The organism is Flavivirga eckloniae (assembly GCF_002886045.1).
Taxonomy (GTDB): Bacteria; Bacteroidota; Bacteroidia; order Flavobacteriales; family Flavobacteriaceae; genus Flavivirga; species Flavivirga eckloniae.
Genome location: NZ_CP025791.1, coordinates 2,379,718 through 2,402,493, shown reverse-complemented (window position 1 = coordinate 2,402,493; position 22,776 = coordinate 2,379,718). Strand labels below are relative to the sequence as shown.

Annotated in this window: 18 protein-coding genes and 1 tRNA gene; 12 read left to right on the top strand and 7 right to left on the bottom strand. The window is 33.9% G+C overall.

The window, feature by feature from the left end; all coding sequences use genetic code 11:
- Positions 1 to 350 precede the first annotated feature (350 nt).
- The gene (locus tag C1H87_RS09775) at positions 351 to 2,651 is read left to right on the top strand and encodes a right-handed parallel beta-helix repeat-containing protein (protein ID WP_102755627.1); all 2,301 of its coding nucleotides are present in this window, start codon (positions 351 to 353) and stop codon (positions 2,649 to 2,651) included.
- A gap of 311 nt (positions 2,652 to 2,962) precedes the next feature.
- Here C1H87_RS09775 and C1H87_RS09770 read toward each other — a convergent pair whose 3' ends face one another.
- The 3 genes from C1H87_RS09770 to C1H87_RS09760 all read right to left on the bottom strand — a co-directional run bounded on the left by C1H87_RS09770 (position 2,963) and on the right by C1H87_RS09760 (position 5,877).
- Entirely contained in the window at positions 2,963 to 4,000 is a 1,038-nt protein-coding gene (locus C1H87_RS09770) for a hypothetical protein (RefSeq protein WP_102755626.1), read from the bottom strand.
- Between the two features lie 299 nt (positions 4,001 to 4,299).
- A complete protein-coding gene (locus C1H87_RS09765; protein ID WP_102755625.1) occupies positions 4,300 to 5,301 on the bottom strand; it encodes a hypothetical protein in 1,002 nt (333 codons plus the stop codon).
- An 81-nt stretch (positions 5,302 to 5,382) separates the two neighbouring features.
- Entirely contained in the window at positions 5,383 to 5,877 is a 495-nt protein-coding gene (locus tag C1H87_RS09760) for a hypothetical protein (protein WP_102755624.1), read from the bottom strand.
- Positions 5,878 to 6,139: 262 nt separating this feature from the next.
- On the opposite strand from C1H87_RS09760, the gene C1H87_RS09755 reads away from it, so the two are divergent.
- The 10 genes from C1H87_RS09755 (at position 6,140) to C1H87_RS09710 (ending at position 12,849) form a co-directional block, all read left to right on the top strand.
- Positions 6,140 to 6,721, top strand: a complete 582-nt coding sequence (locus tag C1H87_RS09755) for an RNA polymerase sigma factor (RefSeq protein ID WP_102755623.1) — start codon at positions 6,140 to 6,142, stop codon at positions 6,719 to 6,721.
- Positions 6,722 to 6,726: 5 nt separating this feature from the next.
- Positions 6,727 to 7,461, top strand: coding sequence for a hypothetical protein (locus C1H87_RS09750; protein WP_102755622.1), 735 nt, complete (start codon positions 6,727 to 6,729; stop codon positions 7,459 to 7,461).
- 194 nt (positions 7,462 to 7,655) lie between these two features.
- Entirely contained in the window at positions 7,656 to 8,423 is a 768-nt protein-coding gene (locus C1H87_RS09745; RefSeq protein ID WP_102755621.1) for a TatD family hydrolase, read from the top strand.
- A gap of 3 nt (positions 8,424 to 8,426) precedes the next feature.
- Complete coding sequence (locus C1H87_RS09740; protein WP_102755620.1) at positions 8,427 to 9,458, top strand: asparaginase; 1,032 nt, start codon at positions 8,427 to 8,429, stop codon at positions 9,456 to 9,458.
- Positions 9,459 to 9,538: 80 nt separating this feature from the next.
- Positions 9,539 to 9,626: transfer RNA gene (locus C1H87_RS09735), tRNA-Ser, on the top strand.
- A gap of 74 nt (positions 9,627 to 9,700) precedes the next feature.
- Entirely contained in the window at positions 9,701 to 10,483 is a 783-nt protein-coding gene (locus tag C1H87_RS09730) for a MotA/TolQ/ExbB proton channel family protein (RefSeq protein WP_102755619.1), read from the top strand.
- A gap of 20 nt (positions 10,484 to 10,503) precedes the next feature.
- A complete protein-coding gene (locus C1H87_RS09725; RefSeq protein WP_102755618.1) occupies positions 10,504 to 10,935 on the top strand; it encodes a hypothetical protein in 432 nt (143 codons plus the stop codon).
- 4 nt (positions 10,936 to 10,939) lie between these two features.
- Positions 10,940 to 11,527, top strand: a complete 588-nt coding sequence (locus C1H87_RS09720; RefSeq protein ID WP_102755617.1) for an ExbD/TolR family protein — start codon at positions 10,940 to 10,942, stop codon at positions 11,525 to 11,527.
- Between the two features lie 23 nt (positions 11,528 to 11,550).
- Complete coding sequence (locus tag C1H87_RS09715) at positions 11,551 to 12,024, top strand: ExbD/TolR family protein (RefSeq protein ID WP_102755616.1); 474 nt, start codon at positions 11,551 to 11,553, stop codon at positions 12,022 to 12,024.
- Positions 12,025 to 12,147: 123 nt separating this feature from the next.
- The gene (locus C1H87_RS09710; protein ID WP_102755615.1) at positions 12,148 to 12,849 is read left to right on the top strand and encodes a porin family protein; all 702 of its coding nucleotides are present in this window, start codon (positions 12,148 to 12,150) and stop codon (positions 12,847 to 12,849) included.
- On the opposite strand, the gene C1H87_RS09705 is transcribed toward C1H87_RS09710, so the two are convergent.
- From C1H87_RS09705 to C1H87_RS09690, 4 genes are all read right to left on the bottom strand, one after another.
- Positions 12,844 to 13,449, bottom strand: coding sequence for a hypothetical protein (locus C1H87_RS09705; protein WP_199769349.1), 606 nt, complete (start codon positions 13,447 to 13,449; stop codon positions 12,844 to 12,846). The two genes, C1H87_RS09710 and C1H87_RS09705, sit on opposite strands and share 6 nt — an antisense overlap.
- Positions 13,449 to 14,903: an RNA polymerase factor sigma-54 gene (gene rpoN / locus C1H87_RS09700; RefSeq protein ID WP_102755613.1), complete on the bottom strand. Its 1,455-nt coding sequence runs from the start codon at positions 14,901 to 14,903 to the stop codon at positions 13,449 to 13,451. The genes C1H87_RS09705 and rpoN overlap by 1 nt, the downstream gene beginning before the upstream one ends.
- A 69-nt stretch (positions 14,904 to 14,972) precedes the next feature.
- Positions 14,973 to 16,406 carry an asparagine--tRNA ligase gene (asnS, locus tag C1H87_RS09695; RefSeq protein ID WP_102755612.1) on the bottom strand — a complete coding sequence of 478 codons (1,434 nt, stop codon included), beginning with the start codon at positions 16,404 to 16,406 and terminating at the stop codon, positions 14,973 to 14,975.
- 90 nt (positions 16,407 to 16,496) lie between these two features.
- On the bottom strand, positions 16,497 to 18,884 hold the full coding sequence (locus C1H87_RS09690; RefSeq protein WP_102755611.1) for an efflux RND transporter permease subunit: 2,388 nt from the start codon (positions 18,882 to 18,884) through the stop codon (positions 16,497 to 16,499).
- 415 nt (positions 18,885 to 19,299) lie between these two features.
- On the opposite strand from C1H87_RS09690, the gene C1H87_RS09685 reads away from it, so the two are divergent.
- Positions 19,300 to 22,770 carry an RHS repeat domain-containing protein gene (locus C1H87_RS09685; RefSeq protein ID WP_102755610.1) on the top strand — a complete coding sequence of 1,157 codons (3,471 nt, stop codon included), beginning with the start codon at positions 19,300 to 19,302 and terminating at the stop codon, positions 22,768 to 22,770.
- Positions 22,771 to 22,776 lie beyond the last annotated feature (6 nt).

Genomic DNA, 22,776 nt, shown 5'->3' with positions numbered 1-22,776 from the left:
TAGTCAAAAATTTACTTGTTTTCGATACGATCCCGAAGAAAATCGGGATCACTCAAACTGACATAAATTTTCTTATCCAAGATCCACGTTAATTACCAATTTTATAGTATGTAAATCTATTAGAATCTTTCCAAAGTGTTAGGAATAAAGCTTAAAAGCGTGTACTTGAAACAAACTAACACTCATTTGGCTTTTTTAAAACCCTCTCTTCTGAATTTTTTTTCAACATTTGAACTTCAAATACCATAATACTAATCCAAATAAATAATTAAGATGGTTGGTAATGGTGTTAATTCGCTTGTTTTAATTTTAATGACAAAGTATAACACAAAGAATAAAATATTTTATAAATGAAATTTAGAGGAATTATTTTAAAAACATTTTTGCTGTTTGGAATTCTTATAGGACATGCCACAGAAATATATGTTTCGCCAAATGGAGGTACAAAAAATACTGGGAAAAAAGATGACCCTGTATCGTTTGAGACGGCTATAAAAATGGCATCAAAACTACTTAAAGAATCTGGTGTGCCCGATGAGAGAATCACGATCCTGGTTTTAGGGGGACACTATCGTTTTGAACGTCCTATAAGTTTAGGAGAAGAATTTAAGGGGACAGCTTCAAGCCCGATAGTAATAAAAGCAGCAAAAGGGGGAAAAGTAGTTTTTGATGGAAGTGTTTTAGTAGATGCAAATAAATTTAAAAAAGTAACAAAAGCTAAGGAAAAGGCTCGTTTATCAAAAAAAGTAATTGATAAAATTGTAGCTGTAACAATTAAAAATGAAGCGATGATTGAGCGTTTTAACGAGTCGTTAATGTTAAACTTAAATTTTAATGGGAAGAACTATCTACCATCAGTTTTTCCTAATGAGGAGTATGCAGATTTTGTAGAAAAAACAGTAACTGCAGAAGTTACTCCACCTGGAATTCCTGTTGGCGAGCAAGATTACGGTCTTAGAGCTGGGTATGTTCCATACTTAGAAGAAGGAAAATCTAGAGGTTGGAAAGGAAGTCTAGAAGAACCTCGTGGTGCACGTGCAAAAATAGACAACAAGGAAAATGAAATGGCCGGAACATGGGTGCAGTGGGAAAATGAATTAAAACGGAATAACAAGCGAAATCAACTAACAGGTTTTATTGAGGCAAATTGGTTATTGAGCTCTCAACCAATTTACGCAGCAAGTGGCAAAGATGAATGTTTGCATTTATCTCGTGCATTAGGTTATGGTTGGGCATGGCGTAAAAACGATAAGCAATTTCGTGTGTTTGGAATGCTTTGCGAACTAGATGCGCCAGGCGAATGGCATTTCGATCCATTAACTAACCGCCTATTCATTTATCCGCCAGAACCTATGACTAAAGACACTAAAATTAGTCTATCTGTAGCAAACGGATTTATGGCATTAGAAAACACGAAGCATGTTCAAATTATTGGTTTATCTGTAACGAATGTAGGTGGCGGAAATGTTTATGCTTTAAGTGGCGAGAATAACTTAGTTGCAAGTTGTGACATTACAAATAGCACAGCTATAGGTGTAGATATATTAGGTAAAAATAATAGTGTTATTGGGTGTGATTTAATCGATTTAAATATACATGCAAGATTAGGCGGAGGAATTGCAGATGGAAATGAAATTACGCCGGCAAATAATAAAATTGAAAATTGCCATATCTATCAAAAACAATTTAAACACGAAAAAGTTAATATTGCAATTAATGGGTGCGGAAATGTATTTAGAAACAATCTGGTGCACAATTCAATTGGTCAAGCACTGGTTGTAAAAGGAAATGAGCAATTAATTGAGCTAAACGAATTCTTTAATATTGGTTTTGAAGAAGGTGATGGAGGAGCTGTTTATTCCGGAGCAGATATGGGAGGTTATGGCAATGTGTATCGATACAATTTTTTCCACCACTTAATACATTGCCCAGGAAAGGTAGGCCGTTCGGGTATACATCTTGATGATGGTCAATCTGGTGCAACGTGTATTGGGAATGTCTTTTACAAATCGGCCGCTAAAGGAATTTTCACATTTGGAGGTGCTGGACATACAATTTATGATAATGTACTACTTGAAGGGGATATCGGTATTTATTTAATGCAGGTATCGGGAGAAAAAGAACGGTTGATGGCGAAAGAAATCAAAGCAGACCCAAATCATCATAGACGCGGAACTAAAGAAGATATGATTGGTAGAGTTGAGGCAAGGATAGGAGATAATGGTTGGGCTAAACCACATTGGATTAATAAGCATCCTACTTTTAATAAAATCATGAGCGATACTGAAACTTATGGTAGGTTCTGGCCAATATACTTAAAGGTTGTTAATAATTTCTCTTATGGTAACGGATCTCAAAAAATGCTTGATTATCGTGTAGAAAAGGGAGCCTTAGAAAAATGTGTTATTGAAGATTATAAGGAAGTTACTCCATCTGATTTTGTGGATTATGAGCAAATGAATTTTCAATTTAAAGATAAAACAAAATTCCCTGCTATACCATTTGATGAAATTGGTTTGAAGAAAGATGAGTATCGCCAAAAATTTCCTGATAAAGTAAAATATAGAAACGGAGTTAGAGCGTTTTTTAAAGGAATTGGAAGTATGCCAGGAACGAAAAAGCAAATAAACACATCTGAATTAGTAGAATAATTAGTTTTTGTTTGTATAACAGAAATAATCTTTAATCACTCTGAAATGGTGTGATGATAATACAAATAGTTGATATTGAAAAATAGGTCTAAAAGTGTCATCCTGAGTGTTTAGACTAGGCTCAGCACGAGCTAAAGTCGAAAAATCTCATGTGTTAATAAAAAAGTGTTTAAGTTTTTAAGAGATTCCCAGCCTACTGCAGGCAGGTTCATTACCTGCCCGTCCTGTAGGCGGGTGTTTTGAATGACACTTTTTAGACCTCAAAAAAGCATGTTAATTATTATATAAGTAGGTCATTGATAATATCTTTATTACGGTAAACCATTAATAATAGTTGTTAATTGCGCTTCGGTAGCAATTGATGTTTCATCTTCTGTAAAGGTTATAACATCATTTTCGGCAATAGTTACAGATTTGATTGCATACTTCCAGTTATCGCCATCTTCTGTAGCAAAAATAATATGGCATTCTAAACCAATAGGGATTAGTCCGTAGTGCTCGCTAAACAAACCTGTTTGGTCATCATAAGTATCTAAATGAGCTAACCCAGTGTCTTCTCCGTCGTAAGAGATATAAACAGAACTATTCATGTTATCATATCCTTCTGGTACGGCTACCTGAATGGTTGTTTTTGGACGAGGATCACTATAAAAACGATCTACGTTAGACCATCCAAATGATTGAAAAAAGCCATAGTAGAAATCGCCTTCTCCAAATACACCTGCATCTTGTCCGGCAACAGCAGCGTCAACTTCACCCCATACAAGGTTTCCGTCTTGGTCAATTCTGCCTTCCCATAAAGTCATATCATTATCGACTCCTCCCGTTAAATCTGTAGGGATTTGCATTTGAAACCCACAGTTTATATCTAAATCGACACCGTCTTGAGTGGCATTTACATAAAACTCACCTCCAGAGATTAACATTGCTCTATCTCCATTAGGCATAATTCCCATGGTTGGCTTGTTTGCGGTAAGCATGCTACCTTTGTCGAAAAGTTCAACAAATTCAATGTTTACAGCACCCGTTACGTCATTTCCGTTTAAAGTTAAACAAGTACCACTAATAAAAATTTGTACGCCTTTTTCAGATGTAAGGGTTACACTTCCTTCGTCTGCATCAATTTCAAATGTTTGAGTCAGGTTCTCTAAGGCTGCTTCCTTTAAATTGTTAAACTCTTCAGCAGTCGGACGAATTAGAATGTCGCCGTCACCATCGTCGTTGTGGTCTTTGGAACATCCTGTTACTATTAAAGCTAACATTAAAAGTGTTCCTAAAATAGATTTTAAGTTTTTGCTCACGTTATTAATAGTATTTAAGAATTCGTGAAATTGTCTTGTAATTTTCATAATAAATTGGGTTTTTAATTGTTCTTCGAGTTTATATAAACAGGGCAATTATTTTGTTACCCTGTTTTTTGATTTTTTTCTGAGGGCTTTAATTTTTGAATATTTAGAAATGGTTATTCCTGCTAAAGTGAAAGTTTATGAATTGGATGTGGGTTGAATCTAAAAAGTAAAAAATAAGAGGCTCAAAAGTTAAAATGGACCGATACTACTTTCGCAGCAAGACATTGCATTATACTTTTGAGACCTCTCTAACAAGTAGGTTAACAATAAATCAACACTATAAACAGGTTATTAAAATTTTAAGGTAAGCCATTAATGATAGTTGTTAATTGCGCTTCAGTAGCAATTGATGTTTCATCTTCTGTAAACGTTATAACATCATTTTCGGCAATAGTTACAGGCTTAATAGCGTATTTCCAGTTGTCACCGTCTTCAGTAGCAAAAATAATATGGCATTCTAACCCAATAGGAATTAGTCCATAATGCTCACTAAATAACCCTGTTTCACTATCATAAGTATCTAAATGGGCTAACCCAGAATCTTCTCCATCGTAAGAGATGTAAACAGAACTATTCGTATTGTCGTATCCTTCTGGTACAGCTACTTGAATAGTAGTTTTAGGACGTGGGTCGCTGTAAAAACGATCTACGTTAGACCATCCAAACGATTGGAAAAAACCATAGTATTGATTGCCTTCACCAAATACACGACCTTCTCCCTGTGGCTCATCAGCTTCTACTTCGTCCCATACTAAATTTCCGTCTTCATCAATTTTACCTTCCCATAAGATCATATCATTATCTACTCCTCCTGTTAAATCTGCAGGAATTTGCATTTGAAATCCGCAGTTGGTTTCTAAAGCAGCTCCATTTTGTGTAGCGTTCACAAAGAATTCCCCTCCAGAAATAAGCAATGCTTTATCACCATTAGGCATAGTTCCCATAGTTGGTTTGTTTGCTGTAAGCATGTTTCCCTTGTCGAAAAGCTCAACAAATTCAACGTCTACAGTACCCGTTACAGCGTCCCCGTTTAATGTTAAACAAGAACTGCTAATGCTAATTTGTACACCTTTTTCAGAAGTAAGGGTTACATAGCCGTCATCGGTGTTAAATTGAAATGTTTGAGTTAAGTTCTCTAAGGCAGCATCTTTTAAACTTTTAAAGTCTTCAGCCGTTGGACGGATTAAAATATCACCATCGTCGTCACCATTTTTAGAACAGCTGGTTGTTATTAAAGCTACCATTAAAAGTGCTCCTAAAATAGATTTTAAATTGTTGCAAAATTGTGTTGTCTTTTTCATGATTAATTTGATTTATAAATTGTTTTTCGAGGTTATATAAACAGGGCAACTATTTTGTTACCCCGTTTTGGTAATTATTTTTTATTGTTGAGGTTGACTGATTATTTTTCTAGATACAATAGCATCTCCCGAGGCAACTAATTGCATCATTTTGTATGCGTAAGTTTTAGATGAAGAATAGCCTTTTGCATATCCGCTTACAGTTTTAACTTCCCAGAAATAATTTCTTTTAGAGTTGTTTTTTGCTTCAGTTTTTAAAACAAAATAGCTTTCAATTTTTGATGCTTTTACTATTTCTCCAGAGCTTGTTAAAAGAATCATTCGCTTTGCGTCTTCAACAGAGGGAGATGTTCCAGAATAAGATCCTTTATTGGTTTCTACGTTCCAATCGTAAACCTTAATTAAACTTTCATTTGTAATGTCTGCATGAATAGTTGTTGTATTAAAGTTCGATACTAAGGTTGTGGCATGCGTGTTTAAAATCGATAATACTACAGTACCAATAACCAAAAGGGATTTTTTACATACGTTATTAATATTGATGAGGTGTTTGTGAAATTGCTTTGCATTTTTCATGATTTCTAAATTTTATGGATTAATTAAAATTTTTGTCCAGTATTTTTACTGTTACACCCTTATATCAAGACCATTAAAAAAATGTTACCCTTTTCGCTTAAGATTTTACTTAAAAAGTATCTTTTGGAGTTTTACTTTGAATTTCCTTGGTAATTGCTTAGCCCTTGTATTCACTGAGTTTGCTCGAGTAATTTCCCATGCTTTACTTCGAGACTAGCTGGTTTAAAGAAATTCTTTATTTTAGTAGCAAATACAAGGGGTAATGAGTGAAAAAAAAATACACGAAGACCAGAAATATATTGAAGGATTACTAAAAAACAATTCGTTTATAATACAGGCTATATATGATAAGTTCGCACCTAAAGTGATTAATTATATAAAGCAAAATAGTGGCGATAGCGATAAAGCTCAAGATGTAATACAGGATACTTTAATAACCATTTATAATCAGGCAAGCGAAAATAAGTTGCAGCTTACTTGCCCGTTCGATGCCTATTTCTTTCTACTGTGTAAACGGAAGTGGTTAAACGAATTAAAAAAAACTTCTAAAAAGGAGGTAACAATTAATGAGGACATTTTATCTAAAGGTGACGAGGCTCAAGAACTGGCTTTTGAAACATCTGTATTTGGCGAAAAACAAGCATTATTTACAGAAATGTTTCAAAAACTTGGAACCGCTTGTAAAGATTTGTTAACAGCTACTTTTAAAATAAAATCTATGGAGGAAGTAGCAAAAAGTTTAGGTGTAACCTATGCTTATGCAAGAAAAAAGAAATCTTTATGTATTGGTAAGTTAACAGAACTGGTTCGGGAGTCACCAAAGTTTAACCAACTTAATAATTAATAGCCATGAACGATCAAGATTACATATTATTCGAATCCTATTTGTCTAAAGAGTTATCTCAAGACGAAGTCACCGCTTTTGAATCTAGATTAGAAAATGAAGCAGAATTCAATCAGGCATTCAATACCTATAAAGAGTTGTCTTCTTTTTTAGAACATAAATATGAAAATGAAGCAGCCTCAACGACATTTCAAAATAACCTAAAAACTATTTCCAATACTTATTTTGAAAAACAAGAACCAGCCAAAAAAGTAGTCCGCTTTAAACCGTGGCAATATGCTGTAGCAGCAAGTGTTATGTTGTTAATGGGGATTTTTACCTTCAACAATTTTTCTAATCCGTCTTTTAGTGATTATAATAATTATGAAACTATTAGTTTAACCGTTAGAGGGGGTCAGGAAGAGCTTTTAAAGACAGCCGAAGATGCTTTTAATAATAGAGATTTTGAAACAGCAGAAAAAGCTTTTACAAGTTTATTGGAAGGCGGAAATGATAGTTTGGAATTGTTGTTATATAAAGGTATAGCAAACATGGAATTAGACAATTTTGAAATTGCCGATAATACTCTACAAAATATAGGTAATGGAGATTCAGTTTATAAATACAAAGCTATATGGTACTTAGCATTGAGTAAATTAAAACAAAAAGAATACAAAGCTTGTTCTGAAATTTTAAAAGGAATACCAGAAGATGCTGAAGATTATGAGCAGGCTCTGAAGTTAATTGATAAACTAGAGTAGGAGTGTTCAGTGTTCAGTGATCAGTAATCAGTTTTTAGTGATCAGTATTTGGTAAGTTGTTTTTGTTGAAGATAAATACCTCTATTAAACTATCGGTTGCTATACTATGTGTGATTTAAGTACAAAATGTATAACAGTATAAATAAGCTCGAAGAAAGTCATCAACTTATTGGTGACTTTTTTATTTTTACCAAATGATTATTACTGACACACATACCCACTTGTATAGTGAAGCTTTTGATGACGATAGAAATGAGATGATCGATCGTGCTATAGAGCAGGGCGTTTCTAGGTTTTTTATTCCAGCTATAGATTCCGAGTATACCGAAGCCATGCTTCAACTTGAAAAGGATTACCCCGATAATATGTTTTTAATGATGGGGTTGCATCCTACCCATGTTAAAGAGAACTATAAAGAAGAGCTTAAACACGTGGAACATATGCTCGCAAAGCGACATTTTTATGCTGTAGGCGAAATAGGAATTGATTTGTATTGGGATAAATCCACATTAGGAATTCAGCAAGAAGCATTCAAACATCAAATTAGGCTTGCCAAGCAATATAAGTTGCCAATAGTAATTCATTGTAGGGATGCTTTTGACGAAATATTTGAAGTTTTAGAAACAGAAAAGAGCGATGATCTGTTCGGTATTTTTCATTGTTTTACTGGAACCTTGGAACAAGCACATCAAGCCATTTCTTATAACATGAAACTTGGTATAGGCGGTGTGGCTACTTTTAAGAATGGGAAGATTGATACTTTTTTAAATCAAATACCGCTTAAACATATTGTCTTAGAAACAGATGCACCTTATTTAGCTCCAGTTCCATATAGAGGGAAACGAAACGAAAGTGCCTATATAAAACAAGTGTTGGAAAAGTTAGGACATATATATGGTGTATCTTTGGAAGACATAGCGGCAATTACCACTCAGAATTCTAAGGACGTTTTTAAAATTTAAACCATGAGCGATATAAAGCCAAAAATATTACTAATATATACTGGAGGAACCATAGGTATGGTTAAAGATCCTAAAACGGGGTCGCTTAAGGCGTTTGATTTTAAAACACTTTTAGAAAAAATTCCGGAATTACAGCTTTTAGAATGTCATATAGATACGGTATCGTTTAAAGAACCTATAGATTCAAGTAATATGAATCCGAAATACTGGGTTCAAATTGCAGAAATAATAGAGGCTAAATATGAAGCGTTTGATGGTTTCGTGGTTTTACACGGAAGCGATACCATGAGTTATACATCATCTGCATTAAGTTTTATGTTGGAGAACTTGGCAAAACCAGTCATATTTACAGGATCTCAATTACCAATAGGCGATTTAAGAACAGATGCAAAGGAAAACTTAATTACATCCATTCAGGTAGCCTCGTTACAACATAATGGAAAACCAGTAATTAAGGAGGTATGTCTATATTTTGAATACAAATTATATAGAGCCAATAGAACCACAAAAATAAACGCAGAACACTTTGAAGCTTTTGCATCTTTAAACTATCCAGATTTAGCCGAGTCTGGCGTTCATTTAAAAGTTAATAAAGAATATTTGTTTAAGCCTGATTTAGATAAACCTCTAAAAGTCTATAAGAATTTAGATAATAATGTTGCACTAATAAAACTCTTCCCAGGTATCACTAAAAGTGTATTGCAGAGCATTTTTAATACCCCGAATTTAAAAGCTGTTATTATTGAAACCTACGGTGCCGGAAATTGTAGCACTGAAAGATGGTTTATTGACATGTTAAAGGAGCATATTGAAAAAGGGATACATATTATAAATATTACACAGTGTTCGGGAGGAAGCGTTATGATGGGGCATTATGAAACCAGTAGTGAGTTAAAAAGTATAGGAGTTATTTCTGGAAAAGACATTACAACCGAAGCGGCTATAACTAAGCTAATGTATGTGCTGGGACGAAATATTACAGAAAATAACGTCAAAACGATCTATGAAACAGCTTTACGGGGTGAAATATCTTAAAATTAACTCTTAAAATTTTAGCGTTCAAAGTTTTTTTTGTTATTTGAGCCCCCAATAAAATAAAGTGCAGTTAAAAATACAGAGAGGTGGCCGAGTGGTCGAAGGCGCACGCCTGGAAAGTGTGTATACGTCAAAAGCGTATCGAGGGTTCGAATCCCTTTCTCTCTGCTTTTTTATTTTATTTTTAATTGCTTTTTTTTTAATATCTTTAACACTTTAACTAATATATTAAGATCTAGAACATGAAAAGATTATTTTCTCTCCTTGCCATTACAGGAATGATGGCATTTGGAACTACTAATGCAACTACAATTGCAAACTCAACTACAGCAGTAACTGCTATTAATACAACTCAAGAAGAGGCAACAGATGCTGCGGCAGCTCCTGCCGAAACACTTGGGTTTCATCAAGAATTGAAAAAACGTTTTATAGAAGGTGGTGCTGGCTTTATGGGAATTGTATTATTATGTTTAATTCTTGGGTTAGCTATTGCTATAGAAAGAATTATCTTTTTAAACCTTTCAACTACCAACACAAAAAAATTAACACAAAATGTAGAGGATGCTTTATCTTCAGGTGGAGTTGAAGCAGCAAAAGAAGTTTGTAGAAATACAAAAGGACCTATCGCATCTATTTACTACCAAGGTTTAGATAGAACAGACGAAGGTATAGAAGCTGCCGAAAAAGCTGTTGTAGCTTATGGGGGAGTTCAAATGGGACAATTAGAAAAAAATGTATCTTGGATTTCATTATTTATCGCTTTGGCACCAATGCTTGGTTTCATGGGTACGGTAATTGGTATGATTCAAGCATTCGATAAAATTGAAGCTGCCGGAGATATGCAACCATCTCTTGTTGCCGGTGGTATTAAAGTAGCACTTTTAACAACTGTATTCGGTTTGATAGTAGCTATTATACTTCAGATTTTTTACAATTACATTATTGCTAAAATTGATAGTATTGTTAACGATATGGAAGATGCTTCTATTACGTTAATGGATCTATTGATTAGAAATAAGAAGTAATAATTTAAATATAAAAAATTATGGGTTTACATAAAGTTTTAAAAATAGTAGCTTTCGCTCTTGCTATTATTGGCGCGATTTTTGCGCTAATGATAATAGCAGGTGATGATGAGCAACAGCTATCCATGAGCGGAAATATGCTATATATTGCCTATACCGTACTTGGATTAATATTAGTAATGGTTCTGTTATTTGTTATAAAAGGACTATTTGCTGGAAATATTAAAAAGACATTAATGACAGTTGGAGCGTTTGTTCTAATTGTAGTTATTTCTTATTCGATGTCGTCTGGTACAGATTTAGATTTAACACCTTTTACAGATAAAGGGTTAGATGTTACCGAAGATACATCTAAGTACGTAGGAGCTGGATTATATACATTCTATGTGTTAGCTATTTTAGCTATAGCATCCATGTTATATTCAGGAGCTAAAAAAATATTTAACAAATAAAGTTATGGCAAAAAGAGCAGCACCAGAAGTAAATGCAGGCTCCATGGCCGATATCGCGTTCTTACTATTAATATTCTTCTTAGTAACAACAACAATTGAAACAGATTCTGGGATTAACAGAAAACTTCCACCTATGGAAGAGTCTGAAGAAGATGTAGTTATCAAGCAAAGAAATATTTTTACCGTATTATTAAATGGTAAAGATCAATTGCTAGTAGAAGATGAATTAATGGAGGTTAAGGATTTAAGGCAAGCAGCCATTGAATTCTTAGATAACGGAGGCGACGGATCATGCGATTACTGTAAAGGAAATAAAGATAAGTCATCTTCTGATAATCCAGATAAAGCGATTATATCTTTAAAGAATGAACGTGAAACAACTTACAAAACTTATATAGCTGTTCAAAATGAATTAGTAGCGGCTTATAACGAATTAAGAAATATCAGGGCTCAAGGGCTGTACGGTAAGTCTTTTGCAGAAATGCAGGAAAACTATAAGGATGTAAATTGGCCAGGTAATAAGGAAAGGTTAAAAGAGAAGATAGACAAAATTAAATTGGATTATCCTCAAAAACTTTCAGAAGTACAATAGTTTAAAATTTAACATTTATAAATATGTCTAAATTTAAAAAGAAAAAAGGCGGCGATATGCCAGCGGTTAACACAGCATCTTTACCAGATATTGTATTTATGTTATTATTCTTCTTTATGGTAGCCACAGTAATGAGGCAAAATACCTTAATGATCGAGAATAATTTGCCATTTGCAGACCAGGTTGAAAAGTTAGATAAAAAGGATTTGGTGATGTATATATATGCAGGTAAGCCAAGTGATAACTATAAACAATATGGAACAGAGGCAAAAATACAACTTAATGATAAGTTCGCAGATGTAAATGAAATTGCTGCGTTTATTGCTGCAGAAAGAGCTTCTAAGCGAGAAGAATTAATACCATTTTTAACAACTGCCTTAAAGGTAGATAGTGATGCTAATATGGGATTAATTGGAGATATAAAGCAGGAATTAAGAAAAGTAAATGCACTTAAAATTAACTACACGACTAAAAAAGGTACTGTGTTAGGAAGATAATAGTTCTATACTCTTAATTTTATATAAATAAAAGGCGTTTTGATTTATCAAAACGCCTTTTATTTTTAAAACCCAGATAATTTTTAATTATAATTGTATGTTAGTAGCATAATACTATTATTAATGAAACATTTATTCGTTATAATATTCTTTTTAATTGGTTATTTAAACTGTCTGGCTCAAGAGCAGGAACGAGACGTTAATAAAAGTGTTGATTCACTTTATAAAGAAGACCAATTTTATGCAGGAGTAACTTATAATTTATTAGGAAAAATGCCAGAGAATGTTTCTCAAAGTGGATTCTCTTTAGGGTTTCATTTAGGTTTTATTAAGGATATGCCTATTAATAAAAAAAGGAATGTTGCTATAGGTTTGGGGGTCGGATATTCTGCAAACTCCTATAATCAGGACTTGCTTATCGATAAGGATAACATGGGTAATACTACATACACTGTTTTAGAAAGTAGCAGCACATTTACCAAGAATAAATTCTCAAGCCATTTAATTGAGGTTCCTCTAGAGTTTAGGTGGCGTACATCTACAGCTAGCGATTACAACTTTTGGCGCATTTACACGGGTTTTAAAATAGGTTATATGTTTACCCATACAACCAAGTACAGAGGTGATTTAGGAAGAATAGGATATAGCAATATAAAGGACTTTAACAACCTTCAATATGGCTTAACGTTTAGTGCTGGTTATAGTACGTGGAATGTATATGTGTATTATGCCTTAAACCCCATCTTTACGGACGATGTTATTGTAAATGGGAAAAGAGTTGATATGAATGCCGTAAAAATTGGTTTAATGTTTTATATCCTATAACCAATAAGGTACTAGTATTAACTGTGGAATAGCTCCAACAAAACCACCCATAATAAGCTCTTTATAATTGTGTGCGTTTAAATGTAGTCTGGATGTAGCAACAGCTCCCATTATTATTGCCATTAAAGCTAAGGTTCCATTAATGTTTATGCTAAAGTGTATGCTTAAGATGGCAAAGAACATGAATAATCCGGAAACAGAAATCATGTGTATACTGGCTTTAAATTTAAAAAGGGCAAGTGTTAGGCATGCCATAGTAGAAATTAATATACCTACAAAGAAAAAATAAAGCTCAACGATTTGGGAAGGTGTTATAATACGTTGCAATACTATTATAATGACAAAGCAGTTTAATATTAAAGGAATAATACGCTCTTTAGTAGTCGCCAGATAAATGGATTGCACTTTACCCAGCGTTTTAAGTAGAAAGTAAAGCAGGATAGGTAAAATAACTGTTAGTATAAAAAGGGATACTAACTTGGCTTTTATTATCTCTTCCGGAATAAATCGTGGTGATTTATAGAAATAGAAAATAACGCCAAGAATAGGCATTAATAATGGATGAAAAATGTATGAGATACTCCTTAGTATTTTATCCATTATATCTTTTTACGTAATCGGGCAACAGGAATATCCAATTGCTCTCTATATTTTGCTACTGTTCGACGAGCAATAGGATACCCTTTTTCTTTAAGAATAGAAGCTAAGGTTTCATCGGTTAAAGGTTTTTTCTTGTTCTCTTCTTCTATAACCGTTTCCAATATTTTTTTAATTTCTCTTGTAGAAACATCCTCCCCTTGGTCATTTTTCATAGACTCGGAAAAGAATTCCTTAATTAGTTTTGTACCATAAGGTGTATCGACGTACTTACTATTTGCGACTCTTGAAACCGTTGAAACATCCATAGAAATTTCGTCGGCAATGTCTTTTAAAATCATAGGTTTTAAGTTGCGCTCGTCACCTGTTAAGAAATAGTCTTTCTGATAGTGCATAATGGCACTCATGGTAACAAATAAAGTCTGCTGACGTTGCTTAATAGCCTCAATAAACCATTTAGCAGCATCTAATTTTTGCTTAATAAAGATCACGGCATCCTTTTGCGATTTAGACTTGTCCTTAGTGTCTTTATAGCCTTTAAGCATGTTATTATACTCTCTCGATACATGAAGCTCTGGAGCATTTCTTCCGTTAAGTGTTAACTCTAATTCACCATCTATAATTTTAATAGCAAAATCAGGTACAACATGCTCTACAATTCTGTTATTTCCTGCATAAGAACCTCCTGGTTTCGGATTTAAGTGTTCAATTTCAGTAATAGCACTTTTTAATTGCTCTTCAGATATATCAAACTTTTGAATTAACTTTTTATAATGCTTCTTCGTAAATTGATCAAAAGCATTGTCTATAATATTAATTGCTAACTCACAATGCGGTGTTTTTTCTTTTCTGTGTAATTGTATGCTTAAACATTCTTGTAAGCTTCTTGCTCCTACACCTGCCGGATCCAATTGGTGTACAATTCTTAAAACACTTTGAATTTTTTCTTCCGTAGTATAAACGTTTTGCGTGAACGCCAAATCGTCCATAATATCGCTTAACTCTCTACGTATATAGCCACTTTCATCAACACTTCCTACTAAAAATTCTGCTATTTCCCGTTCTTCATCATTGAGACGATACGTGTTCAATTGATTTATTAAGTGTTGCGTAAATGATGTACCTGCCGCATAAGGCATCGTTTTTTCATCATCATCGCTACTATAATTATTTGATTGAGTACGATAATCGGGAATTTCGTCATCGCTTAGATATTCATCAACGTTAATATCTTCGGCATTTATAGTTTCACTGTCGTTTATATCGTCTGTATTGCTAAATTCAGAATCGTATTCACCATTATCTTCTTTACCACTCTCTAGAGCTGGATTCTCTTCCAGTTCTTGTTTTAAACGTTGTTCAAAAGCTTGCGTAGGCAGTTGTATCAATTTCATTAATTGAATTTGCTGCGGCGAAAGCTTTTGCGATAGTTTAAATTGTAAATACTGCTTAAGCATATTGTGATTTGGTTTAAGATAAAAGTAAAAAAAACTTTTTACCTATAAATAGGCATATATCTAATGTTTTTAAAATTCTGCATTTTGAGGTGTTCTTGGAAAAGGAATTACATCTCTAATGTTACTCATTCCAGTAGCGAACATTACTAAACGTTCAAAACCTAATCCAAAGCCAGAATGTACAGCTGTACCAAATTTTCGTAAATCCAGATACCACCAAAGCTCTTCTTCTGGAATATTAATAGCTGCCATTCGTTGTTTTAAAACATCTAAACGTTCCTCTCGTTGCGCGCCTCCAACAATTTCCCCTATGCCAGGGAATAAAATATCCATAGCACGAACAGTTTTTCCGTCGTCATTTAAACGCATGTAAAAGGCTTTTATATTTGCAGGGTAATCAAATAAGATTACTGGACATTTAAAGTATTTTTCAACAAGAAAACGCTCGTGTTCACTTTGTAAATCCGTACCCCACTCATCAATTAGATATTTGAATTTCTTTTTCTTGTTAGGTTTACAATTACGTAAAATATCGATAGCCTCCGTATAGCTAACACGTTTAAAATTGTTGTCTGTTACAAAATTGAGCTTTTCTATTAAAGTCATTTCGTTTCGTTCTGCCATTGGTTTCCTTTTGTCCTCATCCTGCAAACGCTTATCTAGAAACTCTAAATCCTCACGATTATTATCTAGAATGTATTTTATAACATACTTCATAAAGTCTTCGGCTAAATCCATGTTTCCAGCCAAATCCATAAAGGCTACTTCGGGCTCAATCATCCAAAATTCGGCTAAGTGACGCGATGTATTTGAATTCTCGGCTCTAAAAGTAGGGCCAAATGTGTAAACTTTACCTAAGGACATAGCATAGGTCTCTGCTTCTAACTGACCAGAAACGGTTAAATTGGTTTCCTTGCCAAAGAAATCCTTTGTATAGTCTATTTCTTTTTCATCGTTTAGGGGTGGGTTTTTAGCATCTAGGCTGGTCACCTTAAACATTTCTCCAGCACCTTCGGCATCACTACCTGTTATAATAGGCGTGTGTGTGTAGTAAAAACCATTTTCGTTAAAATATTTATGAATGGCAAATGATAATGCCGAACGCAAGCGCATAACAGCACTAAACGTATTTGTACGAGTACGTAAATGGGCATTCTCACGTAAAAACTCAAAGGAATGCTTTTTAGGTTGAATAGGGTAGGTTTCTGGGTCTGAGTCTCCTAAAATCTCAATAGTATTTACTTGTATTTCAACTTTTTGACCTTTTCCTTGGCTTTCAACTAATTCTCCTTTAATATATACTGCAGCTCCAGTCGTGATACGCTTTAAAAGCGCTTCATCGAAATTTTCAAAATCTACTACACACTGAATATTATTTAATGTAGAACCATCATTTAAAGCTATAAAACGGTTTGCTCTAAAGGTTCTAACCCAGCCTTTTATTTCTACTTCTGGGAAAACAATATCTTGGGACAGTAATTCTGATACAGTTCGTGATTTCATACGTGTTCAAATTTAAAATGTAAAGATAAAAAAGCCAATTGGCTTTTAAGCATCAAATGTTAAAAAACGAAAAGGGATTAGCATTAAAATTTACTGGTCTTCGTCTTCTTCTGGAATAATATTAATTGCGGGTTTTTTTAGTACTTGCTTATTGGCAATACTACGCTCTAACGATAACAACAAAGAAGGTAATAAGAGCAGGTTCGATAACATAGCAAATAGTAATGTGGCAGAAACTAAAGCTCCTAATGCTACGGTACCCCCAAAGCTGGAAATGGTAAATACAGAAAACCCAAAGAAAAGCACAATGGATGTGTAAAACATGCTTACTCCGGTTTCTCGTAATGCACCATACACAGAGGTCTTAATTTTCCAGTGATTGGCCTGGAGTTCCTGACGGTATTTTGCTAAGAAATGAATAGTATCATCTACAGAAATACCAAAAGCTATACTAAACACCAATATGGTTGAAGGTTTTATAGGGACTCCTAAATACCCCATTAAACCTGCTGTTACTAATAATGGCAATAAGTTTGGTATTAATGACACAATAATCATTCTTCCCGACCTGAACATGTATGCCATAAACAACGATATTAAAAAGATAGCAAGCGATAACGATATGGCTAAATTCTTAACAAGGTATTTGGTACCCTTTTGAAAAACTAAGGCTTTACCCGTCATGGTAACATTATATCTCTCCTCTGGAAAAACTTTGTCTATTTTTGTTTGAAGATTTTCTTCTATGCGCTCCATTTTATCAGTTCCAACATCTTTCATAAACGTTGTAATACGGGCATATTGACCAGTGCTGTCAACAAAATTTTTAAGCAAGTCTACATTCGAAGTCGAATTTTTGGCATAAGATAAAATAAAGCTGTTTTCTTGCGATGTTGGTAATTGATAATATTTGGTATTACCATTATAGTAAGCTTGTTTAGAGTATTTAACTAAGCCGACTACCGAAATGGGTTTAGATAATTCCGGAGTCTCTATAATTAAATCTTCCAATTCATTCATGCGTTTTAAAGTAGAAAGTTTCATAACACCCTTTTTACGTTTGGTGTCAATCATAATCTCTAAAGGCATGATACCATTAAACTCTTTTTCGAAAAAACGGATGTCATTAAAAAACTCTGTGTTTTTAGGCATATCCTCTATCAAACTGCCAGAGATTTTTATTTGGTAAATACCAATAATACTTAATATTAATAATACCAAAGACGTGGAGTAAATAGCTATGCGTTTTTGTCTTACCATATGCTCCATCCAATTTACAAAACCACCTATCCAACGTTTGTTCAAGTGCTCTAAATGACGTTCTTTCGGATAAGGTAAAAAGGTATAAATAATTGGAATGATAAGTAAGCACAGAATAAAAATGGCTAGTATACTTAAGGATGCAACAATACCAAACTCCTTTAAAAGTTTACTTTCTGTTAAAATAAAAGTTGCAAACCCAGAAGCAGTGGTAACATTGGTCATTAAAGTCGCGTTACCAATTTTAGTGATAACACGTTGTAGTGATTTTACTTTATTACCATGTAATTTTACTTCGTGCTGGTATTTATTAATTAAAAAGATACAATTAGGAATACCAATAACTATAATTAACGGCGGAATGAGGGCTGTTAAAACGGTTATTTCGTAGTTTAATAAACCAAGAATTCCTAAGGTCCACATAACTCCAACACATACTACAATAAGTGATATGAAGGTCGCTCTAAACGATCTGAAGAAGAAAAAGAAAATAATAGATGTTACTAATAATGCGGCACCTATAAACAAGCTGATTTCATCTACAATATTTTGTGAGTTTAGAGTTCTAATATAGGGCATTCCCGATATTCTAACATCTAAGTTGTTCGATGTTTCGAAGGTTTCTATTGTTGGTAATAAAACATCGACAACAAAGTCTTTCCTTGCTGCGGTGTTTACAATATCCTTTTTTAAATAAAGGGCTGTTCGAACCGTTTTAGTTTCGTTATTGAATAAAAAATTATCGTAAAACGGATATTTTTTAAAAAGCTCTTCTTGTAATGTTTTAACCTGTTCAATTGAAGAAATAGAATCTTTTATAAAAGGCTCTAAACGAAACTTTTCATTTTTAGTATCTTTTACAAGCTTTTGAAGGTCTTTAATAGATACGACGGTTTCTACTTCGTCATATTTTTTAAAGCTTTGCGATAGCTTATTCCAAGCATTTAATTTTTGAATGCTAAAAAGGGAACTGTCCTTTACGCCAAGTACAATAAGGTTGCCTTCTTCTCCAAAGGTTTTCAAAAAGTCGTTGTAGATTATGTTTACCTCATGATCATCAGGCAATAAATTTGCCTCGGTATAGGTAAAACGCATGTTTTCCCACTTAGTACTAAAGAAAAAGGTGATTAAAACAATACCAACAAGGATGATGGTTTTGTTACGCAAAATCAATCTTGCAACGATGTCCCAAAAGTCTTTACTAAATAATTTAAACATGCCTTATATAAAACGAAGCGCAAAGGTAGGAAAAACGAGTGTAATACGTTATAAAGAGACGTTAAATGTAAACTTTAAAGTTGTATTCTTTTAAATTTTTATAAATGCTAGCATTAAAGCTGTATATAAAGCTTATACCAAAGTCAGAAAGCGATTTGTTAGTTTTGAATCCCTATCATCATATCTTTAATTAATTAGAGTTTCTCTATTAGGCATTTTGGAAAACTAAGGTTTTCCCTTATTAAAACTAAGGAGAAACAATCGAATTTCTATTAGAATTACAATTTTTCCTTACAAAAAAAAGGTTTTTCCCTTACTAATCATAAGGATATCCTTAGCTAATTTTTGAGCGATACACTTTATTTTTACAGTAAGTAATTTCACTTTATTCTTAAGTAATAAACAAATAAAATTTATGAAAAGACTTTTGTTATCAGTAGTATTTATACTAATCGGTTTTTACCCTATTCTGGTAAAGGCTCAAGACCTTCCAACCATTGTTCCTCCGTCTCCTGAAGCTACTTCGCTAGCTAAGTTTACAGAAGTTCCAGTTTCGACTTACACTGGAGTGCCTAATATTTCAGTTCCTATTTACACAATTAAACAAAATGGTATTACAATTCCTATAAGTTTGACTTACCATGCCAGAGGTATAAAAGTTGAAGAGGTAGCTTCAAGAGTTGGTTTAGGGTGGGCGCTAAATTATGGTGGATCTATCTCAAGACAAACTAGAGGTATAGCAGATGAGTATCCACAGGTGGGATATGCTAAAAATATTATTAATCAAACTTTTTTTTCTAATCCTCCCAATCCTTCAGCTCAGTCTATTAGGCAATCTGTTTACAATGAATATGTGCAAAGACCTAACATAGATTTTACTCCTGATTTATTTTTCTTTGACTTTAATGGGACCAGTGGTAAATTTATACTGGATAAGGAAAGTAACGAAGCTGTTCTCCAAGAATTCAGAGATATCAAAATAGAATACTTTGATGCCGAAACGGGTGCTGCTGCTATAGGCATAGGTAGTTTTGTCGTGACAGATTCTAACGGAACCAAGTATTATTTCGGGGTGTCGAAAGATAAATCGAGAAAAGCAAGAAACACAGACGAAGTAACATCTTACAGCTACCCTCTTAACGGATCTCCATCACCTGGTTCTGCTGGTGGCACACTTTTTTATAATGCTTGGCAATTAATGGATATAGAAACTGTAAATGGAGATCTTATTGAATTTTTCTATTATAATGATGATATTGATGATAGTACCTATTATAGGCGTTCCTACGACAAAATAGAAGCCAACAATATACCCGTAAACTATTCATCAAAAATAAGAAGTTTCCAATATCAATTAAGTGAAATACATTTTAAGTCGGGAAAAGTAGTTTTTAAACGATCTGGAGACGAAAGAGATGATCTGTCCGGTGCACATTGTTTAGATAAAATTGAAGTATTTGATAAAAACAATAAACTCATTCAAATACATCAACTAAATTACACCTACACGACCGATACCACCAACAAAAATGTACTAAGCTTTTTGCTTTCATCCGACCCCAAATCTTCAAAACGATTATTTTTAACTTCAGTACAGCAAGAAGATGCTGGTGGTAAAAAGTTACCTGCTTACAGTTTTGAATACAGTGATACAAAGCTACCTAATAGATTTTCCAACGCACAAGACATATGGGGTTATTATAATGGTAAGGACAATGGGGCCTATCTTACTTTTTTCAAGTATGGAACTGACCCAAATGACAGAACCGTTGACACGACCTATGCAGAAGCCGGAATGTTAAAAAAGGTTAATTACCCAACAGGTGGTAGCACTTCTTTTACCTATGAGCATAATAAAGTTAGAAAGAGCGGGAAACTTTCAACTGTTGTATGGGCAAATAATACCGACCCAAACCCAATTATCAGAAAACAAAATGGTTTAGGTTTTATAGATACAGATCCGAACATATTTAATGGGTCTAGCCACTACATTAAAACTATCGATCTTACAAATTTATCGAGTAATAATCCTGGTGGTAGTTATACCTTTTGGGCTGTATCACCAGAAGAAAGGTATGTTTTTTCTGCACTCCTTACTATAAACCCTTCCGATGGTTCACCGTCTCGGCCACTTGCATTAACTCCAGGAGAGAATAAAGGGATTAGTAATAGTGTGCTTGTTCCCGGATTACATACTTTAGAAGTTTTCATAAATCCCGGTGACTATGATCCATATGATATTATGAATCATGGTTCTAGTTTTAATATAATATTAAGTTGGAATGAAAATAGCACAGGAGGCACAAATGATCCACCAACAGTTACAGATGATCCTAATCTCTTATATGGTCCAGGAAAACGCATTAAAAAAATAGAGTTTAATGATGGTAATGGTGTGGTAAACTCAAAGGAATATGAATACAAAGGCCCGGATGGATTTTCTAGTGGAAAATTATTTGGCTTACCTAATTTTTATTCATTAAATAGCGAACATGAAGCGGCATCTTTTACAACCATACTTGAACCATTCGGAGCAGTTCCAGGAAGTCCTTTAGGAACGCCACAGGGTAGTTCTATTGGTTATAGTCATGTAACAGAGTATTTAGGCACAAAAGAAGATAATTCTGGAAAAACAGAGAGTGAGTTTACAGTATTCGAAGATACCGGAGCCTTTTATAAATTTCCTTATCCGCTGCCCACGGATAATGAGTGGTTAAGAGGGAAAAATATCAGTACGAAAATTTATGAAAGACAGGGGAATTCTTATACGTTAAGAAAAGAAATTAGAAATGAATATCTATTTGGAGGTATAAATACTCCCCCGTATTTCACTGTACCTATTTTTAATCCTGAAACGAGAGTTGATACACTAACTTCAGATATAAAGGATCCTAATGGAGCTATTTTATATCTAAAGAATAAACGGGTGTTTCGTTTACCACTCGTAACTTTCTGTCCAGATCCTAATGATACTCCACCATATAATTCGCCTTCAGCTCCAAATGAATTTTTTTATAGAGTATACCATTATACTGCCGGGACTTTAGATTTACATTCAACCAAGGAAACCAATTATTTTGATGGAGGTATAGAGCTGGTTAATGCAACCAAATATTTTTATGATTACGATACCCACTATCAATTAGATAAATCTGAGGCTTTCACAAGTGATGATAAAACCATCATCACAGAGACTCATTACCCTGAAGATGTTGTTCATATAAATGATTTAGGCTATGACGACTTAGACACCTATGAAAAAGTAGCCATAGATACATTAAAAAACCAGCACCAGTTAGCCACTCCGCTTCAGCTAGAGACTACCATTAAGGATGGTACAACCGTGTTATCTAAAACAGTGCAACGTACAAATTTCTATAATAAGCCTAACACGAATCTTGTTCTACCAAAAGATCAGCAAACCTTGAAAGGCTCCTATCATGAAACAACTAACCCTTTACAGGACAGAGTTGAATTTATTAAACATGACGAAAGAGGGCATGTCCTTGAGGTCAAGAAATCTGATGGTACGACAGTTGCCTACCTATGGGGGTATAACGAAGAATATCCTGTAGCTAAAATAGAAAACGCAACTCATACTTCAGTTACGGCGACTTTAACAACTGGAGAATTAGATGCTATTAAAGCAGGAACCTATAATCAAAACATGATGATAGCGACCTTGAATAAGATAAGGTCAGGGCTTCCAGACGCTATGGTAAGCACTTATACCTATGCACCCCTGATTGGCGTAACAAGTACTACAGACCCCAAAGGTTATACCGTTTATTACAATTACGATAGTTTTAACAGGCTTAAGGAAGTTAAAGATTCCGATAAAAAACTTGTGACCGATTACCTACACCACTATAAGAATCAACAATAATATATA

Bases quoted from the DNA above. Each gene is read 5' to 3' on its own strand.
- C1H87_RS09710 (WP_102755615.1), top strand. From the start codon at position 12,148: ATGAAACATTTATTCGTTATAATATTCTTTTTAATTGGTTATTTAAAC.
- C1H87_RS09730 (WP_102755619.1), top strand. From the start codon at position 9,701: ATGAAAAGATTATTTTCTCTCCTTGCCATTACAGGAATGATGGCATTT.
- C1H87_RS09755 (WP_102755623.1), top strand. From the start codon at position 6,140: ATGAGTGAAAAAAAAATACACGAAGACCAGAAATATATTGAAGGATTA.
- C1H87_RS09705 (WP_199769349.1), bottom strand. From the start codon at position 13,449: ATGGATAAAATACTAAGGAGTATCTCATACATTTTTCATCCATTATTA.
- C1H87_RS09715 (WP_102755616.1), top strand. From the start codon at position 11,551: ATGTCTAAATTTAAAAAGAAAAAAGGCGGCGATATGCCAGCGGTTAAC.
- C1H87_RS09770 (WP_102755626.1), bottom strand. From the start codon at position 4,000: ATGAAAATTACAAGACAATTTCACGAATTCTTAAATACTATTAATAAC.
- C1H87_RS09685 (WP_102755610.1), top strand. From the start codon at position 19,300: ATGAAAAGACTTTTGTTATCAGTAGTATTTATACTAATCGGTTTTTAC.
- C1H87_RS09720 (WP_102755617.1), top strand. From the start codon at position 10,940: ATGGCAAAAAGAGCAGCACCAGAAGTAAATGCAGGCTCCATGGCCGAT.
- C1H87_RS09760 (WP_102755624.1), bottom strand. From the start codon at position 5,877: ATGAAAAATGCAAAGCAATTTCACAAACACCTCATCAATATTAATAAC.
- C1H87_RS09740 (WP_102755620.1), top strand. From the start codon at position 8,427: ATGAGCGATATAAAGCCAAAAATATTACTAATATATACTGGAGGAACC.
- C1H87_RS09775 (WP_102755627.1), top strand. From the start codon at position 351: ATGAAATTTAGAGGAATTATTTTAAAAACATTTTTGCTGTTTGGAATT.
- C1H87_RS09750 (WP_102755622.1), top strand. From the start codon at position 6,727: ATGAACGATCAAGATTACATATTATTCGAATCCTATTTGTCTAAAGAG.
- C1H87_RS09690 (WP_102755611.1), bottom strand. From the start codon at position 18,884: ATGTTTAAATTATTTAGTAAAGACTTTTGGGACATCGTTGCAAGATTG.
- C1H87_RS09765 (WP_102755625.1), bottom strand. From the start codon at position 5,301: ATGAAAAAGACAACACAATTTTGCAACAATTTAAAATCTATTTTAGGA.
- rpoN (WP_102755613.1), bottom strand. From the start codon at position 14,903: ATGCTTAAGCAGTATTTACAATTTAAACTATCGCAAAAGCTTTCGCCG.
- C1H87_RS09725 (WP_102755618.1), top strand. From the start codon at position 10,504: ATGGGTTTACATAAAGTTTTAAAAATAGTAGCTTTCGCTCTTGCTATT.
- asnS (WP_102755612.1), bottom strand. From the start codon at position 16,406: ATGAAATCACGAACTGTATCAGAATTACTGTCCCAAGATATTGTTTTC.
- C1H87_RS09745 (WP_102755621.1), top strand. From the start codon at position 7,656: ATGATTATTACTGACACACATACCCACTTGTATAGTGAAGCTTTTGAT.